Raw genomic sequence first — 18,956 nt, forward strand, 5'->3', positions numbered from 1 at the left:
CAGCGGGGCTGACGCCCCGGCGAAATTCCCCTCCCACCTACGTCGGAGGGAGTCCCCTTTCGCATTTAAGATGGTGTTCATGGCATGTCCTGCATGGGGAAAACAAGTGGCATTGCTGGGCGCAGGCCTGGCCTGCGCCTTCACTACCCTCCTTGGCAGCACATCTCGTCCCTGTCGGAGCGCACAAGGGCGGGCCCGGGGGTGTCGGCGTCAACCAGACCGTCCGACAACACGGAGAGCCATAGCGACCGGCACGGTCACAACTTTACGTATTTTTCAAAAAAGTGAGGGAAAGGAGACGGGGCCTGTCGGCGACAGGCCCCGGGAGCACTACCCTTTCAGACCACCGAGGAATTCGGCGCGGGTGTCGGGCTGGGTCTTGAAGACGCCGCCCAGGGAGGTGGTGGTGGTGTAGGAGGTGGAGTCCATCACGCCACGGGCCTTCACGCAGAAGTGGGTCGCCTTGATGCTGATGGCCACGTCCCTGGTGCCAAGCAGGGTCTGCAACGCCAGCAGGATCTGCTGGGTCAGCCGCTCCTGTACCTGGGGACGGCGGGCGAAGAACTGCACGATGCGGTTGATCTTCGACAGGCCAATCACCTTGCCGCGGGGAATGTAGGCCACGTGGGCAAAGCCGTCTATGGTGACGAAGTGGTGCTCACAGGTGCTGGTGAGGCTGATGTCCCGCACCATGATCATCTCGTCCACCTTCATCTTGTTCTCGATCACCGTCACCTTGGGGAAGGTGGCATAGTCGAGGCCGGAGAAGATCTCGTTCACGTACATCTTGGCAATGCGGTGCGGGGTCTCGGCCAGACTGTCGTCGGCCAGATCCAGTCCCAGCGTCTCCATGATGGCGCGCATATGACCTTCGATTTTTTCCTTTTTCTGCTGGCCGCTCAATTCATTGGCCACCAGAGGTGTCTCAAGGCCCTCGGCCTCGAGCGCCGCCCTGACCAACAGGGCTTCCTGGCTTAAGCTCGTCATCGTGTTTCTCTCCCACGCTCAGGGACTGTGCTGGCCTGCGGCATGGTGCCGCGGCGCAATCTTACAGGGCGATTATTGTCATAATTCTGTCTAACTCAAGCCCGGTGCCCGACTTTATGCCAAACCACCCCGTTTTGTCCGCACCGGCCTGCCCATTCGGGGGCAAGGCGCACGGCCGTGCCGCCTCTTCCCCACCTGCCATCCCGCGCAAGCCTCGCCCTGGTTACCCATCAGGAGGTAATTTAACGGGATAGCGCCCCAGAATCCGATCACGCCGGGGCATCTTCCCCCCATTACCGCACCTTCGGCCTGCCCATCGGAGCGGATTTTTGGGATAATCTGCCCCCTACACACCAGAGAGGTCATGATGATGGGATTCGATACCGGTGCACTCCTCCCCTTGGACAAGGCCCTGCAAGGGATGCTGGAACAACTCACCTGCTGCTGCGAGACGGAGCGGTTGCCCCTGCCCCAGGCGCTGGATCGGATCCTGGCCGAGGAGATAAGCTCCCCCCTCTTCGTCCCCCCCTTCGACAACGCCGCCATGGACGGCTATGCCGTGCGCCTGGCGGATCTCGCCGCCGGGGTGCCGCTCCCCGTGGCAGGCAAGGCCTTTGCGGGCCAGCCCTATGAGGGGGAGTGGCCCGCCGGCCACTGCATCCGCATCATGACCGGGGCCCCTGTGCCCCCGGGTGCAGACGCTGTGGTGATGCAGGAAGAAACGCAAGCCGGCGACAACGGGATCACTTTCCTGACCGCGCCCACGCCTGGCCAGAACATCCGTCGCCGCGGCGAGGATCTGGCGCAGGGCGCCCGGGTGCTCGAAAGCGGCCTGCGCCTGAGCCCCAGGGAGCTGCCGCTGCTCGCCTCCCTTGGCATCGCGAACGTCACGGTGCACCGTCCCCTCAGGGTCGCCATCTTCAGCACAGGGGACGAGCTCAAGCCTCTGGGCACCCCGCTCCAGCACGGGGACATCTACGACTCCAACCGCTACGGGGTCAAGGCGATGCTGAGCCGCATGGGCTGTGAGTGCCTGGACCTTGGCATCATTCCCGATGATCCGGAGGCCCTGCGCGCCGCCTTCTTGCAGGCCGACCGCGAGGCCGATGCCCTGATCACCACCGGGGGCGTCTCGGTGGGAGAAGCGGACTTCACCAAGCAACTGCTCGAAGAGCTCGGGGAAATTGGCTTCTGGAAGCTCGCCATCAAGCCGGGCAAACCCTTCGCCTTTGGCCGGTTGCCAAACGCCTGGTTCTTCGGTCTGCCGGGCAACCCGGTCTCCGCCATGGTCACCTTCGATCAGCTGGTGCAACCGGCCCTGGCCAGACTGGCCGGTCAGCAGTTTGCACGCCCGCACCCCCTCCAGGCCCTGGCGACAGAGCCGCTCAAGAAGAGCCCGGGGCGCCTGGACTTTCAGCGCGGCATCCTGAGCGTGGGCCCGAATGGCCTCGAGGTACGCAGCACCGGCTCCCAGGACTCCGGGGTGTTCAGCTCCCTGTCCCGGGCCAACTGCTACATCGTGCTCGAGCAGGAGCGCGGCAAGGTGGCCGCCGGTGAGACGGTCACCGTCGAGCCCTTCTCGGGGCTGCTGCTGTGAGCGAGATCCTGAGCGACGCAGAACTCCTTCGCTACAACCGCCAGATCGTGCTCAAATCCTTCGACTTCGAGGGGCAGGAGGCGCTCAAGCAGTCACGCGTGCTGGTCATCGGCGCCGGGGGCCTGGGCTGCGCCGCCAGCCAGTATCTGGCGGTGGCCGGGGTCGGCCACCTCACCCTGGTGGATTTCGATCGGGTGGAGCTCTCCAATTTGCAGCGCCAGGTGCTGCACAGCGACGAGCGCATCGGCCAGCTCAAGGTGGAGTCTGCGGCGACGTCCCTGCGCGCCCTCACCCCCTGGCTCGAGGTGGAGACCCACGCCGCCCTCGCCGACGAGGCGCTGCTCGATGCCCTGCTGCCAGGCCATCAGCTGGTGCTCGACTGCACCGACAACGTCGCCATCCGCAACCTCCTCAACCAGCGTGCCCGCCAGCACAAGGTGCCCCTGGTCAGCGGCGCCGCCATCCGGCTCGAAGGGCAGCTCTGCAGCTTCACCTGGCAGGAGGATGAACCCTGCTACGCCTGTCTCAGCACCCTCTTTGGCGATCAGGCCCTCACCTGTGTCGAGGCGGGGGTACTGGCCCCCGTGGTGGGACTGGTGGGCAGCCTGCAGGCGCTCGAAGCCATCAAGCTGCTGGCAGGCATGGGCAAAAGCTACAGCGGCCGCCTGCTGATGATCGACGGTCTGGGTGGCAGCTTTCGCGAGCTGAAGCTTCCCAAGCGCCCCGACTGCCCGGTCTGCTCAAGACCCTGAGCAGCGCCCACAAAAAAGCCGAACCCCCGGGGTTCGGCTTTTTTATCTACCTCTGCTGTCTGCTCCCCTCAATGGGTTGAGAGGATCCGCTGCAACAGATGATTGAACCCGGCGGGATCTTCCGCCGGCCAGGCGTGGTGACCATCCGGGGTGTGGATGGTGGCATTGGGCAGGGAGGCGAACTGCTCCACCCGCCGCGCCAGGGGCAGATAGTCGTGACTGGTGGAGATGATGGCCACCGGCTGCCAGAGGGTGCCGAGACGAGCCCGCACCGACCAGCCGGGCAGCGCCTCCAGCAGCGCCTTGTAGGTCTTCTTTTTGTTGTGCACGAAGCGCCCCCGGAAGGTGTGGCGCACCTGGGCGAGATCGGGGCCGGGAAAGAGCTCGCGACCGAGCCACCACGCCAGCGGCCGCATGCCGAACCAGCGCAGCCACTTGAGGCGCATGGCATAGCGCTCCTGCTCCTTTGGCGTCTCCAGCAGAAATTCGCTGAAGCCGTTGACCAGCACCAGCCCCTGCACCTTGTGGGGCAGTTGCAGCGCCAGCTCCAGCGCCACCATGGCACCGAGCGACAACCCCACTACCCAGGCAGGCTCGGGCTGTTCGTCGAGCCAGCGGGCCACATCCGCCGCCAGGGTGGGCACGTCAAAGGGCCCCTCCTGCATGCTCTGGCCGTGGCCGCGCAAGTCGATGGCCACCACCCGGTAACGCTCGGAAAAACGCTCGATCTGCGCCTGCCAGTCGAGGCTGGAAGAGCCCAGCCCGTGCAGCAAGAGCAGCAAGGGCCCCTCCCCCGCACTGCGCAGGGCCAAGCCATGGGATTTCATTACCTGATTGCGACGCACCCGTCCCCCCTTTCTCGACGCCATGCCGGCCACTCATGACCAGCCCATCCGCACTCCGGTCCCCTGTCTACCCCTCTCCCACCAGGCTCACCGCCTTGATGTAGGCGTAGAGGCGCATGGCCGGCGTCAGGGCGAGCCGCTGCGCGGAGCGGCTGGTGATCCGGGCCAGCAGTATCTGCTGCCCGAGAGCCAACTGCAACAGGGTCTGCCCCGGTCGCACCTCCCGCACCTCCAGCAGCCGGGTCTCGAGGCAGTTGGAGAGGCTGGAGTGCACGATGGGCTCGGTGGCGATCACCAGATCCCGCGCCGCCACCTTGATCTGCAAGGGGCCCGCTTCATCGGGGGCATGCTCCATGGTCACCATCAGGGTCTGCTCCCCGAGTCGCAGGGTCGCCATCTGCTCGTGCTCGTCGTAGTGGGACAGGGTCGCCGAGAGCATGACCCCGACGTCGTCGCGACTGGCCAGCGACAGGTCGGTGCGGGCGAAGATCTCCTCGGGGGTGCCCTGGGCCTCCACCCGTCCCTCTGCCAGCAGCACCAGTCCATCGCAGAGCAGGCTCACCTCCTCCATGGCGTGGCTGACGAAGATCATGGGGATGCCGCTCTCCTGCTGCAAGCCCTTGAGCACGTGGGCCTGATGGATGCGGCTGCGCCTGTCCAGCGCCGAGAAGGGTTCATCCAGCAGCAGCAGATCAGGCTCGGCCAGCAAGGCCCTGGCCAGTGCCACCCGCTGACGCTGACCCCCGGAGAGGCCGTGGGCCGGTTGCCCCAGCAGCTCGGCAAAGCCGAGGCGCGCAGCAAGGGCCTGTGGCTGCCAGCGCCCCCTCCCCTTGCGAGCCGCCAGTTGCAGGTTGCCGAGCACGCTCAGGTGGGGGAAGAGACGAGCATCCTGAAACACCAGCCCGATGCGCCGCGCCTCGGGGGGCAGGGCTGCAAGCTCGCGCCCCTGCCAGCGCAGGGCATCGCCCGGGGCCCTGTCGAGCCCGGCGATGATACGCAGCAGGGTGCTCTTGCCACAGCCCGAAGGACCGAACAGACCGAGGATGCGGCTGGGGGGCAGTGCCAGATCGCACGCCAGGGTGAAGGGGCCGAAATCACGTCTGGCCTTGAGGTAGAGGCTCATCCGAACAGCCTCCGTTGTCGGCGTTGCAGCACGCCGTAGACCAGCACCAGCATCACCAGGGAGAAGCCCATCAGGCCGCCTGCCAGAATATGGGCATTCTGGTAATCCATCGCCTCCACGTGATCAAACAGGGCGATGGAGAGCACCTGGGTCTCCCCGGGAATGTTGCCGCCAATCATCAGCACCACCCCGAACTCCCCCAGGGTGTGGGCAAAGCCCAGCGCTGCCGCCATCACGAAGCTGGGCAACGTCATGGGCAGGATGATGCGAAAGAAGCGCTCAAACGGGCCCATCCCCAGGGTGGCGGCAGCCTCCAGCTCCTTGTTGCCCATGTTGACGAAGGCGGAGGTGAGGGGCTGTACCACGAAGGGGAGCGAGTAGATGACGGAGGCGATGAGCAGGCCGAGGAAACTGAAGGCGAGCGGGGCCCCGAAGGTCTCCCGCCACCAGCCACCGAGGCCGTACTCCGGGGAGAAGGCCAGCAGCAGATAGAAACCGAGCACGGTGGGCGGCAGCACCAGCGGCAGGGCCACCATGGCCTCCACCAGGGGGCGCAGCCGGTGCTGGCTGCGAGACAGCCACCAGGCGAGCGGCGGCGACAGCAGCAGCAAGATGGCAGTGGTGCTGGCCGCCAGTTTCAGGGTCAACCAGACCGCCAGCAGATCCCCTTCACTCATAGGGTCCCCTCTCGGGTGTCGATAAAAAAACAGGGCGCCGTCATGACGGGCGCCGCCTTGGGACACGTCAGGCACCGGATTTGGCCAGCACGGGGCGGGCCGGCAGACGCCGGGCGCTTACTGCGGCAGGGCGTAACCCGCCGCCTTGATCTGCGCCTGTCCCGGCCCCTTGAGCCAGGCGACCAGGGCATCCACCGCCGCCCCTTTCTTCAGCACCAGGGCCTGCTGCTCGATGGGGGGATAGAAGCTGGCCGGCACCGTCCAGGCTTCGCCGGTCTTGCCCGCCTCCACCAGATTGGCCCAGGCGACGAAGCCCAGCTTCGCATTGCCGGTGTCGACGAACTGCCAGGTCTGGCTGATGTTGGTGCCGGTCAGCACCCGATACTGCTTGGGATCGATCATGAGATGAGCCAGGGTCGCCATGGCGGCGGCGCCATAGGGCGCTGTCTTGGGGTTGGCGATGGCCAGCTCCCCCTGCCAGTGGCGCAAGGTGGCCTCGTCAGGGGCAGGCCCCCCCTTCTGCCAGAGGCCGAGCTGACCGATGGCATAGGTGAAGCGCTCGCTCCCCTTGCCTTCCGACTCCAGCTTTTGAGGGGTCGCCACGTCGGCCGAGAGGAAGAGATCGAAGGGCGCACCGTGGGTGATCTGGGTATAGAGCACGCCGGTGGCCGCCGAACTGATGACGACGCTGTGGCCGGTCTTGGCGGTGAACTCCTTGCCGATGCGCTCTATGGTGCCCTTGAAGTTGGCCGCCACCGCCACCTTGACCTCGTCAGCCAGCACAGCACTGCTGTACATGGCGCCGGCGCCCAGCACCAACACGGATACCCATCTCTTCATTCCGTTGCTCCTTATGCTCCGGCACGGCCGGATCGATTGACGCGAGCCCGAGGCTCACTCCCCTTGTTGCCAGCGGGCCAGGGCGGCGTCATCGCTCGCCCTGGCCTCGACCCAGCGTTGCACCCCGTCGGCGGTCAGCTCTTTTTTCCAGAACGGCGCCCGGGTCTTCAAGAAATCCATGATGAAGTGGCAGGCCTCGAAAGCCGCCTCGCGGTGGGCGCTGCTCACCACCACCAGCACAATCTGATCCCCGAGCAGCAGCTCGCCGATGCGGTGAATGAGGGTGCACTCCTGCAGGGGCCAGCGCCCGCGGGCCTCGGCCACTATGTTCGCCAGCGCCTTCTCGGTCATGCCGGGGTAGTGTTCGAGGGCCAGCCCCTTCACATGCTCCCCCTGATTGAAGTCGCGCACCTTGCCGACAAAGCTGACAATCGCGCCTGTGTCCTGCCGGGCAGCGAGGCGGGCATATTCGTCCGCCAGCGAGAAGTCATCCCGCTGCACCAGGATGCGATCGATCATGGTTGCCTCGCTCATCATCAGCCTCCGGTCACCGGCGGGAAGAAGGCGACCTCATCCCCGTCATGGAGGGGGGTATCCAGCGGTACCAGGGTCTGGTTGACCGCCACCAGGAGCTTGCCGGATTCGAGCGCCAGCGCCCACTTGTCACCTCGCTCGCTCAAGGCGGCGCGAAGGACATCGGCACTGGCGTAGTCGCAAGGCAGGCTGAGCTCGTCGCAGCCGACCAGCTCACGCACCTGGGCAAAAAACAGAACCTTGATCATGCCTGCTCTCCTTGGGTCGCACCCAGCTGGAAATGACCGGACTTGCCGCCCTTTTTCTCCACCAGACGCACCTGCTCGATCACCATGTCCTTTTGCACCGCCTTGCACATGTCGTAGATGGTCAGGGCCGCCACCGAGGCGGCGGTGAGCGCCTCCATCTCCACCCCGGTCTTGCCCGAGAGCTTGCACAGGGTGCGGATATGGACCCGATTGTGCGCCGTCTGGGGGGCTATCTCTACCTCCACCCGGGTCAGGGCCAGGGGATGGCACAGGGGAATGAGGTCGGCGGTCTTCTTGGCCGCCATGATGCCGGCGATGCGGGCGGTGGCGAACACGTCCCCCTTGTGGTGCTGACCACTCAGGATCAACGCCAGGGTCTCGGGGGCCATGGTCACGAAAGCCTCGGCGCGGGCCTCGCGTTCGGTCACCTGCTTGTCGGTGACATCCACCATGTGGGCCTCGCCGCTCTGGTTGAGATGGGTCAGGTTCATCTATGCACCTATCGAAAAATAAGATGGATGATCCGGGTTTACTCCCGGGATCACAGATGGGTCACGAAGTTGCACGGCCGGGTACGGGCATCGAGCTGATCCCGGATAAGCTGTTCCCAGCCCAGACGGCAGGCGCCGGTGGAGCCGGGCAGGCAGCAGATCAGGGTGCGATTGGCGAGCCCTGCCAGGGCACGGCTCTGCATGGCGGAGCCTTTTATCTCGGCAAACGAGAGCTGGCGGAACATCTCGCCAAAGCCCTGCACCGTGCGCTCGAACAGCACGCCGACCGCCTCGGGCACCCGGTTCTGCTCGTTGAAGCCGGTGCCGCCGTTGATGAGCACCACCTGGACTCCCTCGTCGGCAATCCAGTCGCTCACCTGGGCGCGGATGCGAAACAGGTTGTCGGGGCAGAGCGCCCGGTCGGCCAGCACGTGGCCGGTCTGGGTCAGGGCCTCGACCAGATAGTCCCCCGAGCTGTCATCGGCAGCGGTGCGACTGTCGGAAACCGTCAGGACGGCGATCTTGAGAGGGATGAATTCGCTGTGTTTGGGTGCCATTGGGGCCATTCCTGTCAATCATTGACCACGAGAGGATGAGGTGAACGCGCCGCACCGTGGTGCCAGCCATGAAAGGAGCCGGTGGGCGCCGCGTTGCCGGGAAGGGATTCTATCAAAAGATGTCTGGCTGGGGGGGCGTCATTGCCCATTAATCTCGAAGGCCGCCGGATCCCGGGGATCCGGCGGCCTTCCCATCAGAAGCCTGGCACCCCTTTCATGTCAGGCAGTTGGTGCGCAATCCCCTTGTGGCAGTCGATGCAGGTGTTGGCCCCGCTTGCCAGGTTGGTGGAGTGCATCTGGGCGGCTCGACGCCCTTGCAGGGAGAAGTCCATGTACTCGAAGTTGTGGCAGTTGCGGCACTCGCGCGAATCCGTCTCCTTCATCCGCTGCCACTCCCGCTCGGCCATCTCCCGCCGGTGGGATTCAAACTTCTCGCGGGTATCCACCTTGCCGGTGATCATGCCCCACAGCTCCTTGGAGGCCTGCACCTTGCGGATGATCTTGTAGGTCCATTCGTGGGGTACGTGGCAATCCGGGCAGCTGGCCCGCACGCCGGAGCGGTTGGCGTAGTGGATGGTGTCGCGGTACTCCACGAACACGTTGTCCTTCATCTCGTGGCAACCGGTGCAGAAGGCCTCGGTGTTGGACGCTTCCATGGCGGTGTTGAACCCGCCCCAGAAGATGACGCCACCAAAGAAGCCCATCAGCAGGATGACCCAGAGGGCCGCCTTCGACGGTGACTTGAAGGTGGTCCACAGACGCTTCACAAAGCCGGGTAATTTCATCTATGGGTTCCTCAGTTCAGCGCTTCAACCGGTTTGAAGGTATTGTTCACCAGCGGCTTGGCATCCGCTTGCGGCACGTGGCACTGCAGACAGAAGTAGCGACGCGGCGAGACTTCGCCCAGGGTCATGCCGTCGCGGGTCTCGAAGTGGGTGGGGCTTATCTTGGGGGCCTTCATGGCACTGGCGTTCTTGAAGCTGTGACAGGCCAGGCACTTGTTGACCTTGTTGTCCACTTCATAGTTGCGGGTGTCGTGGGGGATCAGCGGGGGCTGGTGCATGTACTGGCGATCGTAGAGGTCGCCATCCTTGCGAAAGTTCTTCAGAGGGGCCGCGTCGGCATCCGTTACCAGATCCGTGCTTCCCCGCTCCGACTTGATGCCCCCCGTGCTGTTGGTGATCTCGGGGACGGCCGCCATCAAGGAACCCGCCATCAGGCAGGCCAGCATTGCTCCAATCAGCTTCTTCATTATGTGTTCTCCGACGTTTTCTCTGCCTTGACGGCAAAACCTACAGTGATTTCAAAAACTTGCTCCGCGCAGACATCGATGCAACGGCCGCAGTTGGTACACTCCTGAGCTGCAATCAAGGGCCCGTGACCACGCCTGGCACCGTGAACGGGGCCGCGCAGGATGGGACGCTCCGGGCAGACCGCATAACAATCCATGCAGTTGCTGCACCGCTCGCGCCCCGAGGCTGCAATCTTGATGAACCCGACCCGGTTGACCAGGGCATAGAAGGCCCCCACCGGACAGAGGTGGCCGCACCAGCCCCGCTCCACCACAAAAAGGTCGAACAGGAACAGCGCCGCCAGCAGGCCCCAGCCCGCCCCCATGCCGAACAGCAGGCCGCGCAGGGTGAGGGACACCGGATTGACCAGCTCCCACACCAGCACGCCTGTGATGGCCGGTGCCACCAGCACCATGGCCAGCAGCCAGTAGCGGGTAGCGCGGTTGAACTGACCATTGCCCTTGAGGCCAAGTCGCCCCCTGAGCCAGGCGGCGGCATCGGTGACCAGGTTGACCGGACAGACCCAGGAGCAGAACACCCGCCCCCCGGCCAGCCAGTAACCCGCGAGCACCAGCCCGGCCCCGAGCCAGAGGGTAGGAATGGGCCACTGGCCCGCCGCCACCGACTGCAGCAGGGTCAGGGGATCCGTGAGGGGCACCGTCTCCAGCAACAAGGAGCTGGAGAGGTTGCCCTTGAGGATCCAGATGCCCGCGAGCGGCCCCAGCAGGAACAGCCCCAGCACCCCAAACTGGCAAAGCCGGCGCAGCAGCAGGAAGCGATGGGCACGCCACCACCCCAGCCTGGCCGTGGCCTCGGCCCCCGGATACCGACTCATAGCCCCTCCGGTTTGCGGGTCGGCAGGGTGAGCCTGTCGCCGATGAGCGATTTGCCCGCCTTCGCCTTCTCTTCCCATCCGAGCCGGTAGTGGTGGCCAATCTCCCCCTTGGCGAGCTGGCGAGGCACCACCTTGATGGCCGCCTCCTCCAGCACGCAGGCATGCTCGCACTTGCCGCAGCCGGTGCAGACATCGCTGTGCACCGTGGGCAGGAACATGGCGTGCTTGCCGGTGCGCTGGTTGTGCTGCAGCTCCAGGGTGATCGCCTTGTCGATCAGCGGACAGACCCGGTAGCAGACGTCGCAGCGCAGCCCCAGGTAGTTGAGGCAGGTCTCGTGATCGATGAGCACCGCCACTCCCATCCGCGCCTGATCGATGTCGGTCATGGTCTGATCCAGCGCCCCGCTCGGGCAGGCCACCACGCAGGGGATGTCGTCACACATCTCGCACGGGACGGCGCGCGCCTTGAAGTAGGGGGTGCCGGTGGTCACGGGTTCAAACAGCCGGGCGAGCTTGAGAGTGTCGTAGGGGCATGCCTCGACGCAGAGCCCGCAGCGCACGCAGGCGCCGAGGAACTCGGCCTCGTCGAGGGCTGCCGGCGGGCGCAGCGCCTGGGCAGGCACGGCCTGCACCTGCTGGCGCGCCACTCCGCCGAGCCCGGCCCCGAGGAGTCCCACGGAGCAGGCCCCCTTGGCCATGTCGGCCAGAAACTGGCGCCGACTACGACTCATCTCGCGCTCCCCCGCCTCAGGCCTTCATGACCTTGACGGCGCACTTCTTGTAATCCGTCTCCTTGGAGAGCGGATCGGTAGCGTCCAGGGTCAGCTTGTTGACCAGCTGGCTCGCGTCGAAGAAGGGCATGAACACCAGTCCCTTGGGCGGACGGTTGCGGCCCCGGGTCTCGACCCGGGTCTTCACCTCGCCCCGGCGGGAGGAGACGATCACCTCTTCGCCACGGCGCACGCCACGGGCCTTGGCATCTTCCGGGTGCATGAAGAGCACCGCATCCGGGAAGGCGCGATAGAGCTCGGGGACCCGGCGGGTCATGGTGCCGGTATGCCAGTGTTCCAGCACGCGACCGGTGGAGAGCCACATGTCGTACTCTTTGTCCGGAGCTTCGGCAGCCGGCTCATAGGGCAGCGCGAAGATCACCGCCTTGCCATCGGGCTTGCCGTAGAAGCGCACCCCTTCGCCCGCTTTCACGTAAGGGTCGAACCCTTCGCGATAGCGCCACAGGGTCTCCTTGCCGTCCACCACCGGCCAGCGCAGGCCGCGGGCTTCGTGATACTGATCGAACGGCGCCAGGTCGTGGCCATGGCCGCGACCGAAGGAGGCGTACTCCTCGAACAGCCCCTTCTGGACGTAGAAACCAAAGTGCTCGGCCTCGTCGTTCAGGGCCCCCTTGCTCTGCTCTTTCGGGAACTGGTTCACCTGGCCGTTGGCATAGAGCACGTCGAACAGGGTCTTGCCCTTCACTTCCGGCATCTTGGCAATCAACTCAGCCGGCCACACCTCTTCCACCTTGAAGCGCTTGGAGAACTCCATCAGCTGCCACAGGTCGGACTTGGCCCCTTCCGGTGCCTTCACCTGCTGGTGCCAGAACTGGGTGCGACGCTCGGCGTTGCCATAGGCACCCTCTTTCTCCACCCACATGGCGGTGGGCAGGATGAGGTCGGCCGCCTGGGCGGTCACGGTCGGATAAGGGTCGGAGACCACGATGAAGTTGGCCGGGTTGCGATAACCGGGCAGCGCCTCTTCATTCATGTTCGGGCCGGCCTGCATGTTGTTGTTGCACATCACCCAGTAGGCGTTGAGCTTGCCGTCTTTCAGCATGCGGTTTTGCAGCACGGCGTGGTAGCCCACCTGCTCCGGGATGGTGCCTTCCGGCAGCTTCCAGATCTTCTCGGCGATGGCGCGGTGTTTGGGATCCGTGACCACCATGTCCGCCGGCAGACGGTGGGCGAAGGTACCCACTTCACGGGCGGTACCACAGGCGGAGGGCTGGCCGGTCAGGGAGAAGGGGCCGGAGCCCGGCTGGGAGATCTTGCCGGTCAGCAGGTGGATGTTGTAGCAGAGGTTGTTGGCCCAGACGCCGCGGGTGTGCTGGTTGAAGCCCATGGTCCAGTAGGAGACCACCTTCTTGTCTGGATCCGCATAGATCTGGGCCAGCTTCTCGAGCTTGTCCTTGGGCACGCCGGAGAGCTTGGAGACGGACTCCAGATCGTAATCCGCCACGAACTTGGCGAAGTCCTCGAAGCTCATGGGGGTGGAGTCGCCGCTGTCCGGGTTCTTGGCCTTTTGCTGCAGCGGGTTGGTGGGACGCAGGCCGTAGCCGATGTCGGTCACTCCTTTGCGGAACTGGGTGTGCTTGTTGACGAACTCCCAGTTCACCTTGTCGTTCTGGATGATGTAGTTGGCGATGTAGTTGAGGATCGCCAGATCGGTCTGGGGGGTGAACACCAGTCCGTTGTCCGCCAGCTCGAAGCTGCGGTGCTCGAAGGTGGAGAGCACGTGCACCTGCACATCCTGGTGGGACAGACGGCGATCGGAGATGCGCGACCAGAGGATGGGGTGCATCTCGGCCATGTTGGAGCCCCACAGCACGAAGGCGTCGGCCTGCTCGATGTCGTCGTAGCAGCCCATGGGTTCATCCATGCCGAAGGTACGCATGAAGCCCACCACCGCGGAGGCCATGCAGTGACGGGCATTGGGATCCAGGTTGTTGGAGCGCAGGCCTGCCTTCATCAGCTTGGCGGCGGCATAGCCTTCCCAGACGGTCCACTGGCCGGAGCCGAACATGCCGACGGCGGTCGGGCCCTTCTCTTTCAGGGTCGCCTTGAACTTCTCGGCCATGATGTCGAAGGCCTGATCCCAACTGATGGGGGCGAAGTTGCCGTTCTTGTCGAACTTGCCGTTCGTCATGCGCAGCATGGGCTGGGTCAGGCGATCCTCCCCGTACATGATCTTGGAGAGGAAGTAGCCCTTGATGCAGTTCAGGCCACGGTTGACCGGTGCATCGGGATCCCCCTGGGTCGCCACGACGCGGCCAGCCTGGGAGCCCACCAGCACGGAGCAGCCGGTCCCGCAGAAGCGGCACGGCGCCTTGTCCCAGGTGATGGCGGTCTTGTCGGTACTGGTGATCAGATTCGCCGCCAGAGTGGGGGCACTGACACCGGCCACGGCAGCGGCTGCCGCCACCGCATTGGCCTTCATAAAGTCGCGTCGACTCAGCTTCATGACATATCCTCGCATTGCTTAATCACATCAATGACAGCCATTGTGACGAGCCGCGCTGGCTCAGCTCCATGGCGCTTTATTCCTTTGCTCTGGGCTTTTCGTTCATCGAACGCAGACAACAGACCCGGCATCCCGTGTATTACCCATGGCGGTTAGCGAACGACTCTTGCGCTTCTGCCACATGACGCCTTATTCCCCATCTTCGGCGCCCATTTCATCGAACTGGTGGTAGATCAGGGCCGCAGAGAGCACCCCGGGCAACCCCTGAATGGTGTCGATGGCCGCCATGATGGGGCGCTGGCTCGGCCCCTCCAGGGTCACCACCAGCTTGCCCTCCTCGCTGACTGCGTGGATCTCGGCCCCGTCCAGGGTCGCAATCCGCTCTGCCAGGGCGTGGCGCAGATCGGGCTGGGTCAGCACCACCAGGCTGGATACATGGAACTCTTCTCGCGTCATATCACCGTTTTCCAACTTGTTCGTCTCTTGGGTCATCGCGAAGCCTCGCCACGAGACAGACCGATGCTGATGCTGCCCACCGGGCAATCCGCCACGCAGGCCCCGCAGCCGTTGCACGACTCGGCATGGATGCTGGGGGTGGGTACGCGCCCCAGCCGGGGGGAAAAGCGGATGGCCTGCTGCTCGCAGCTGTCCTGACAGCGCTGGCAGAACACCTGGGCAGTGGCCAGACAGCCCGCCTCGATATGGGCCACATACTCCCAGGGTGTCTGGGTTGTCGGCCTGAACACCGGCGCCTGGCAGGCGCTGACGCACTCGGTGCAGAAGGTGCACTCGCCGCGGTGAAAATCCACCGTGGGGAAGCCTCCGTCTCCCTTGATCAGGATCTGCTCCGGACAGGCCGCCAGACAGTCGCCGCAGCGGGTACAGCCGGCCACGAACTCGTCCCAGGAGACGGACCAGGGCAACTGGATCCCGGCCTTGGGGGCGTTCAGGCGTCCCCGAAACAGGCCTCTGCGTGACAAGTTGACCCCGTCGGTCATATCGACTCCTCTTTTCGGGGACGGATGCCCCCGCGCGGATCCCGTGACTGGCATTTTCAATACCAATTATAAGCGTGGGTGTATATTGCGGCCCTGACAAGTCAGGGGATATACCACCAGGGAGATAAACAGGGGGGATTCTTGCGCTGGATCAAACCCTTGGCGCAATTAGACACAGCAGGGGCAAGGTAAATTACCCCTATGTGAGGATTGATAATTAATCGAAGGTTATTTGAGGTGCACGGCGGCTGTCAGCCGCCGATGGAGGCCAGGTGGGGGGTCATGCCTGCATTGCCTTCATGGAGGCGATGGGTGGCGGCCTTGCCGGTCAGCGCCTGGCGAATACGCCATTGCAGCGCCTCCTGCTGGCTGTCATCGGTGAGCAGATCCCGCAGTTCCACCCCGTTGTCGCCAAAGAGACACAGGTGCAGCTTGCCCTTGGAGGAGACCCGCAGCCGGTTGCAACCGACGCAAAAATCCTTGCTGTAGGGCATGATGAGCCCCACCCCGCCCCTCGAGTCCGGATGCGTGAACACCTGGGCAGGGCCATCATCCAGGCCGCGCAGCTGCTGCACCCAGCCGCTCTCTTGCAGGCGCTGCTTGATGAGTTCACCGCTGGTATGGTGATCGCGAAACAGGGCGTCCATCTCGCCGGTCTGCATCAGTTCGATGAAACGAAGCTCGATGGGTTTGTCGCGGATCCAGGCGAGGAATGTCTCGAGCTGATGATCATTGAGCCCCTTGAGCAGCACGGCGTTGATCTTGACCGACCGAAAACCGGCACTCAGGGCGGCGTCTATCCCCGCCATCACCTCCGCCAGCTTGTTCTCGCCAGTGATCTGGTGGAACTGACGGGGATCCAGGCTGTCGACGCTGACGTTCAGGGCCGTCAGCCCCGCATCGAACCACTCGCGGGCACGCTCCTTGAGGCGATACCCGTTGGTGGTCATGGCCACCTTCTCGATGCCGGGGGTATTGGCCACGGTCTCGATGATGGCCGTGAAGTCGCGGCGCAGGGCGGGCTCGCCTCCGGTCAGACGCACCTTGCGCGTCCCCATGGCGGCAAACCCGGAGACGACGCGACGGATTTCCTCCAGGGAGAGGAAGGACTGGCGCCCCTCACCATCTCCTTTCGGCGGCTGATAGCCGTCCGGCAGACAGTAGGTACAGCGGAAATTGCAGACGTCGGTGACCGACAGACGCAAATAGTAAAAGCGACGGGAAAAACCATCTTCAAGTGGCAACATAAACACCTTTCCAAATACGGGAGGCCAGGGCATTTCTTTCCTGACCCTTTCAGCTCGAACATCGGCTGACGGCGATCTCCCCCTATCTCAATGACTTAGGCAAAATCGCTCGGAGTTCATCTAGTTTTTCGATGCTAGCACAACTTGGAGTACACTCCCATGCTACTTTGTGGGGTCTTTGTGGGTGAAAAGGGAGCCGGTCGGCATGGGAAAATGGTTCAGAGTGCAGTCGGTCAGCAGCGCCATCGGTCGCTCCATGGTGCTGATCCTGTTCATGGCCAGCCTGATCGCCGTGGTGGCCATGGTCACCCTCTTCTATTCGGTTCCCGATGCCAAGGCCATCAACCTGTCGGGATCCCTGCGCATGCAGGCCTACCGCATGGCCTATGAAATCGAGAAGGATCAGGTCGTCCTCGGTCGGCTCGCCCAGTTTGAACAGACCCTTCATGCCCCCGAGCTGCAGGAGACCCAGCGCTGGATCACGCCCGCCTCCCTGCGCCGCACCTATGGTGAAGTCCTGCTGCAATGGCAAGTGATGCGCGAACACATCGAGAATGCCACCCCCAGCCGTTATACCGACAATACGGAACAGTTCGTCGCCGCCATCGATGACTTCGTCAACCAGATGCAGTACCACGTGGAGTTCAAGGTGCGCATGCTGGCCCTGGCAGAGGGATTGGGTCTGCTCGCCATCATCACCATCGCCTGGTGCACGGTGCGCTTCACCCGCCAGCAGGTGGTGGCCCCCCTCAACCAGCTGGTCTATTGCGCACGCCAGATCCAGCGTCAGGAATTCGATCTCACCCTGCCCCCTCACTGTGAAAACGAGCTGGGAGAGCTGTCGGGGGCGTTCGCGACCATGGCCGACGAGCTTGGCAAACTCTACCGGGAGCTGGAGAGCAAGGTGGAGGAGAAAACGGCCAAGCTGCAACAGGCCAACGACACCCTCTCCTTCCTCTATTCCACCGCCCAGAAACTGCACGCGGCGCCCCTCAGCCGCCGCACCCTGCAAAAGCTGCTGGAGCGGGCCGCCGCCCACCAGCACATCGAGTACATCCGCCTCACCCGCTTCGAGCACAATGCGATGCCGGTCTACATCACTGGGCGCAAGGGGTGGCCGGGGGATCTGGACGCCGTGGTGAGCTTTTACCTGCAGATGGATGACGAGGAGTACGGCCGACTCGACATGATAAGCGGCCACCCCATCGACGAGCGGCTGATGAAGAACTTCTCCATGTTGCTGGCCCAGGTGCTGCACAAGGATCAGACCCTGCTGCAGCACCAGCGCCTGCTCCTGATGGAAGAGCGCGCCGTCATCGCCCGTGAACTGCACGACTCCCTCGCCCAGGCCCTCTCCTACCTGAAGATCCAGGCCACTCTGCTCAAGCGCTCCTTCGCCAAGGGGGACAGAGCCAAGACCGAGGCAGCCATGGAGCAGATCGACGAGGGACTCAGCAATGCCTATACCCAGTTGCGCGAACTGCTCGGCACCTTCCGCCTCAGCATCGGCGATGCCAACCTGGGTGAAGCCATCGCGGTCATGCTCGAGCAGCTCAAACCCCAGACGCACGCCGACATCAGGCTCCAGTACGGACTGACGGACACCGACCTTGAAGCGGGGCAGCACATCCACATCCTGCAGCTGATCCGTGAGGCAGTGCTCAATGCCATCAAGCATGCCAGCGCGCGGCACATTGACGTTAGCTGTGAGACCCTGGCTGATGGTAACATCCAGGTTCAGATTGCAGACGATGGTGTTGGAATAAGGGGCGCAAGCTCGGCGGTGAATCACTACGGTCTCAGCATCATGAATGAACGCGCCAGCAAATTGCGCGGCCAGTTGACCATCAGTGAACCGCCCTCCGGGGGCACCCGCATACACCTGACCTTTCCCACCAGCCTAACAAGAGACGCCTGATGGACGAGATGAAATACAGTGTTCTGGTCGTGGATGACCACCCCCTGATGCGCAAGGGAATTGTGCAACTGCTGGAGTTGGAAGATAACATCGACGTGGTTGGCGAGGCCTCCAACGGCACCGACGCAGTGGCCATGGCCAAGGAGTCCGAACCGGACCTTATCCTGCTCGACCTCAACATGAAGGGGTTGTCAGGTCTCGATACCCTCAAGGCACTGCGGGCCGAAGAGGTGACTTCCCGCGTGGTGATCCTGACCGTCTCTGACGCCCGCCAGGATGTGGTTGCCCTGCTCAAGGCAGGCGCGGACGGCTATCTGCTCAAGGACACCGAGCCTGACATGCTGCTGGCCCAGCTGGCTGACGTGATGACCGGCAAGCAGATCCTGAGCGAGCCGCTACGTCCCTATCTCGAGAACATCTACGAGCTGGACCACCTGCAGCAGAAGCTGGAGAGCCTGACCCGACGCGAGATGCAGATCATGCGTGAAATCGCCAAGGGGTTGTCCAACAAGCAGGTCGCCTCAGTGCTCCATATCTCCGAGGGAACCGTCAAGGTCCACGTCAAGAGCCTGCTGAAAAAGCTCGAGGCCCAAAGCCGCGTCGAAGCAGCCGTCATGTACCTGGAACAGCGCAACTGAGGTCCCGGCCTCCTACCAGCAAGGGGTCACCATCCGTGCCTCCTTGCTGGCCCCCTCTCCTTTTCCCCAAATGGCGCGGAACCCGGTGCTCTATTGAGTAGATGGATTATTATTTTCATGACATCGCACGGGAAGGAAAC

General features: G+C 63.8%; 21 protein-coding genes and 1 riboswitch. Of the genes, 4 read left to right on the plus strand and 17 right to left on the minus strand.

The genetic code is table 11. The annotated features are described in order from the left end of the window. Window positions 1-330: 330 nt before the first annotated feature. Window positions 331-987 carry a GTP cyclohydrolase I FolE gene (gene folE / locus PG892_RS13860; RefSeq protein ID WP_010674171.1) on the minus strand — a complete coding sequence of 219 codons (657 nt, stop codon included), beginning with the start codon at window positions 985-987 and terminating at the stop codon, window positions 331-333. Window positions 988-1,357: 370 nt separating this feature from the next. On the opposite strand from folE, the gene moeA reads away from it, so the two are divergent. Both moeA and moeB read left to right on the plus strand, forming a co-directional pair. Further along, window positions 1,358-2,584 carry a molybdopterin molybdotransferase MoeA gene (moeA, locus tag PG892_RS13865; RefSeq protein ID WP_270825499.1) on the plus strand — a complete coding sequence of 409 codons (1,227 nt, stop codon included), beginning with the start codon at window positions 1,358-1,360 and terminating at the stop codon, window positions 2,582-2,584. Next, window positions 2,581-3,336, plus strand: a complete 756-nt coding sequence (moeB, locus tag PG892_RS13870; protein WP_109112507.1) for a molybdopterin-synthase adenylyltransferase MoeB — start codon at window positions 2,581-2,583, stop codon at window positions 3,334-3,336. Before moeA ends, moeB begins: the two co-directional genes overlap by 4 nt. Before the next feature lie 68 nt (window positions 3,337-3,404). On the opposite strand, the gene PG892_RS13875 is transcribed toward moeB, so the two are convergent. From PG892_RS13875 to moaA, 16 genes are all read right to left on the minus strand, one after another. Next, complete coding sequence (locus PG892_RS13875; protein ID WP_223916405.1) at window positions 3,405-4,181, minus strand: alpha/beta fold hydrolase; 777 nt, start codon at window positions 4,179-4,181, stop codon at window positions 3,405-3,407. 67 nt (window positions 4,182-4,248) lie between these two features. Further along, the gene (gene modC / locus PG892_RS13880) at window positions 4,249-5,304 is read right to left on the minus strand and encodes a molybdenum ABC transporter ATP-binding protein (protein WP_052814818.1); all 1,056 of its coding nucleotides are present in this window, start codon (window positions 5,302-5,304) and stop codon (window positions 4,249-4,251) included. Beyond that, window positions 5,301-5,981 (minus strand): molybdate ABC transporter permease subunit, encoded by a 681-nt coding sequence (modB, locus tag PG892_RS13885; RefSeq protein ID WP_010674165.1) that lies wholly within the window; start codon window positions 5,979-5,981, stop codon window positions 5,301-5,303. The genes modC and modB overlap by 4 nt, the downstream gene beginning before the upstream one ends. Window positions 5,982-6,098: 117 nt before the next feature. Beyond that, window positions 6,099-6,821: a molybdate ABC transporter substrate-binding protein gene (gene modA / locus PG892_RS13890; protein ID WP_052814820.1), complete on the minus strand. Its 723-nt coding sequence runs from the start codon at window positions 6,819-6,821 to the stop codon at window positions 6,099-6,101. Window positions 6,822-6,875: 54 nt separating this feature from the next. Further along, complete coding sequence (moaE, locus tag PG892_RS13895; protein ID WP_119196775.1) at window positions 6,876-7,355, minus strand: molybdopterin synthase catalytic subunit MoaE; 480 nt, start codon at window positions 7,353-7,355, stop codon at window positions 6,876-6,878. 2 nt (window positions 7,356-7,357) lie between these two features. Continuing rightward, window positions 7,358-7,603, minus strand: a complete 246-nt coding sequence (moaD, locus tag PG892_RS13900) for a molybdopterin synthase sulfur carrier subunit (RefSeq protein ID WP_048207331.1) — start codon at window positions 7,601-7,603, stop codon at window positions 7,358-7,360. After that, entirely contained in the window at window positions 7,600-8,094 is a 495-nt protein-coding gene (gene moaC, locus PG892_RS13905) for a cyclic pyranopterin monophosphate synthase MoaC (protein ID WP_052814825.1), read from the minus strand. The genes moaD and moaC overlap by 4 nt, the downstream gene beginning before the upstream one ends. Before the next feature lie 50 nt (window positions 8,095-8,144). After that, complete coding sequence (gene moaB / locus PG892_RS13910) at window positions 8,145-8,651, minus strand: molybdenum cofactor biosynthesis protein B (RefSeq protein WP_039038846.1); 507 nt, start codon at window positions 8,649-8,651, stop codon at window positions 8,145-8,147. 194 nt (window positions 8,652-8,845) lie between these two features. After that, complete coding sequence (locus PG892_RS13915) at window positions 8,846-9,436, minus strand: cytochrome c3 family protein (protein WP_010674159.1); 591 nt, start codon at window positions 9,434-9,436, stop codon at window positions 8,846-8,848. 11 nt (window positions 9,437-9,447) lie between these two features. Further along, a complete protein-coding gene (locus PG892_RS13920; RefSeq protein ID WP_041212738.1) occupies window positions 9,448-9,903 on the minus strand; it encodes a nitrate reductase cytochrome c-type subunit in 456 nt (151 codons plus the stop codon). After that, the gene (gene napH, locus PG892_RS13925) at window positions 9,903-10,778 is read right to left on the minus strand and encodes a quinol dehydrogenase ferredoxin subunit NapH (protein WP_119196776.1); all 876 of its coding nucleotides are present in this window, start codon (window positions 10,776-10,778) and stop codon (window positions 9,903-9,905) included. The genes PG892_RS13920 and napH overlap by 1 nt, the downstream gene beginning before the upstream one ends. After that, complete coding sequence (napG, locus tag PG892_RS13930; RefSeq protein ID WP_223916401.1) at window positions 10,775-11,509, minus strand: ferredoxin-type protein NapG; 735 nt, start codon at window positions 11,507-11,509, stop codon at window positions 10,775-10,777. The genes napH and napG overlap by 4 nt, the downstream gene beginning before the upstream one ends. A 16-nt stretch (window positions 11,510-11,525) precedes the next feature. Then, entirely contained in the window at window positions 11,526-14,015 is a 2,490-nt protein-coding gene (napA, locus tag PG892_RS13935) for a nitrate reductase catalytic subunit NapA (protein ID WP_223916399.1), read from the minus strand. Between the two features lie 189 nt (window positions 14,016-14,204). Beyond that, window positions 14,205-14,507 (minus strand): chaperone NapD, encoded by a 303-nt coding sequence (locus tag PG892_RS13940; protein ID WP_199770461.1) that lies wholly within the window; start codon window positions 14,505-14,507, stop codon window positions 14,205-14,207. Beyond that, window positions 14,504-15,013 carry a ferredoxin-type protein NapF gene (napF, locus tag PG892_RS13945; protein WP_223916397.1) on the minus strand — a complete coding sequence of 170 codons (510 nt, stop codon included), beginning with the start codon at window positions 15,011-15,013 and terminating at the stop codon, window positions 14,504-14,506. The genes PG892_RS13940 and napF overlap by 4 nt, the downstream gene beginning before the upstream one ends. Window positions 15,014-15,264: 251 nt before the next feature. Then, on the minus strand, window positions 15,265-16,260 hold the full coding sequence (gene moaA / locus PG892_RS13950) for a GTP 3',8-cyclase MoaA (protein WP_270825497.1): 996 nt from the start codon (window positions 16,258-16,260) through the stop codon (window positions 15,265-15,267). After that, window positions 16,248-16,387, minus strand: a riboswitch (molybdenum cofactor riboswitch). It overlaps the preceding gene by 13 nt. A gap of 78 nt (window positions 16,388-16,465) precedes the next feature. Between moaA and narQ the strand changes: the two genes are divergently transcribed. Both narQ and narL read left to right on the plus strand, forming a co-directional pair. Beyond that, window positions 16,466-18,178 carry a nitrate/nitrite two-component system sensor histidine kinase NarQ gene (narQ, locus tag PG892_RS13955; protein ID WP_042882582.1) on the plus strand — a complete coding sequence of 571 codons (1,713 nt, stop codon included), beginning with the start codon at window positions 16,466-16,468 and terminating at the stop codon, window positions 18,176-18,178. Further along, complete coding sequence (gene narL / locus PG892_RS13960; protein WP_039038841.1) at window positions 18,178-18,816, plus strand: two-component system response regulator NarL; 639 nt, start codon at window positions 18,178-18,180, stop codon at window positions 18,814-18,816. The genes narQ and narL overlap by 1 nt, the downstream gene beginning before the upstream one ends. Window positions 18,817-18,956 lie beyond the last annotated feature (140 nt).

This window comes from Aeromonas sp. QDB68, assembly GCF_027707405.1.
Classification (GTDB): domain Bacteria; phylum Pseudomonadota; class Gammaproteobacteria; order Enterobacterales; family Aeromonadaceae; genus Aeromonas; species Aeromonas caviae.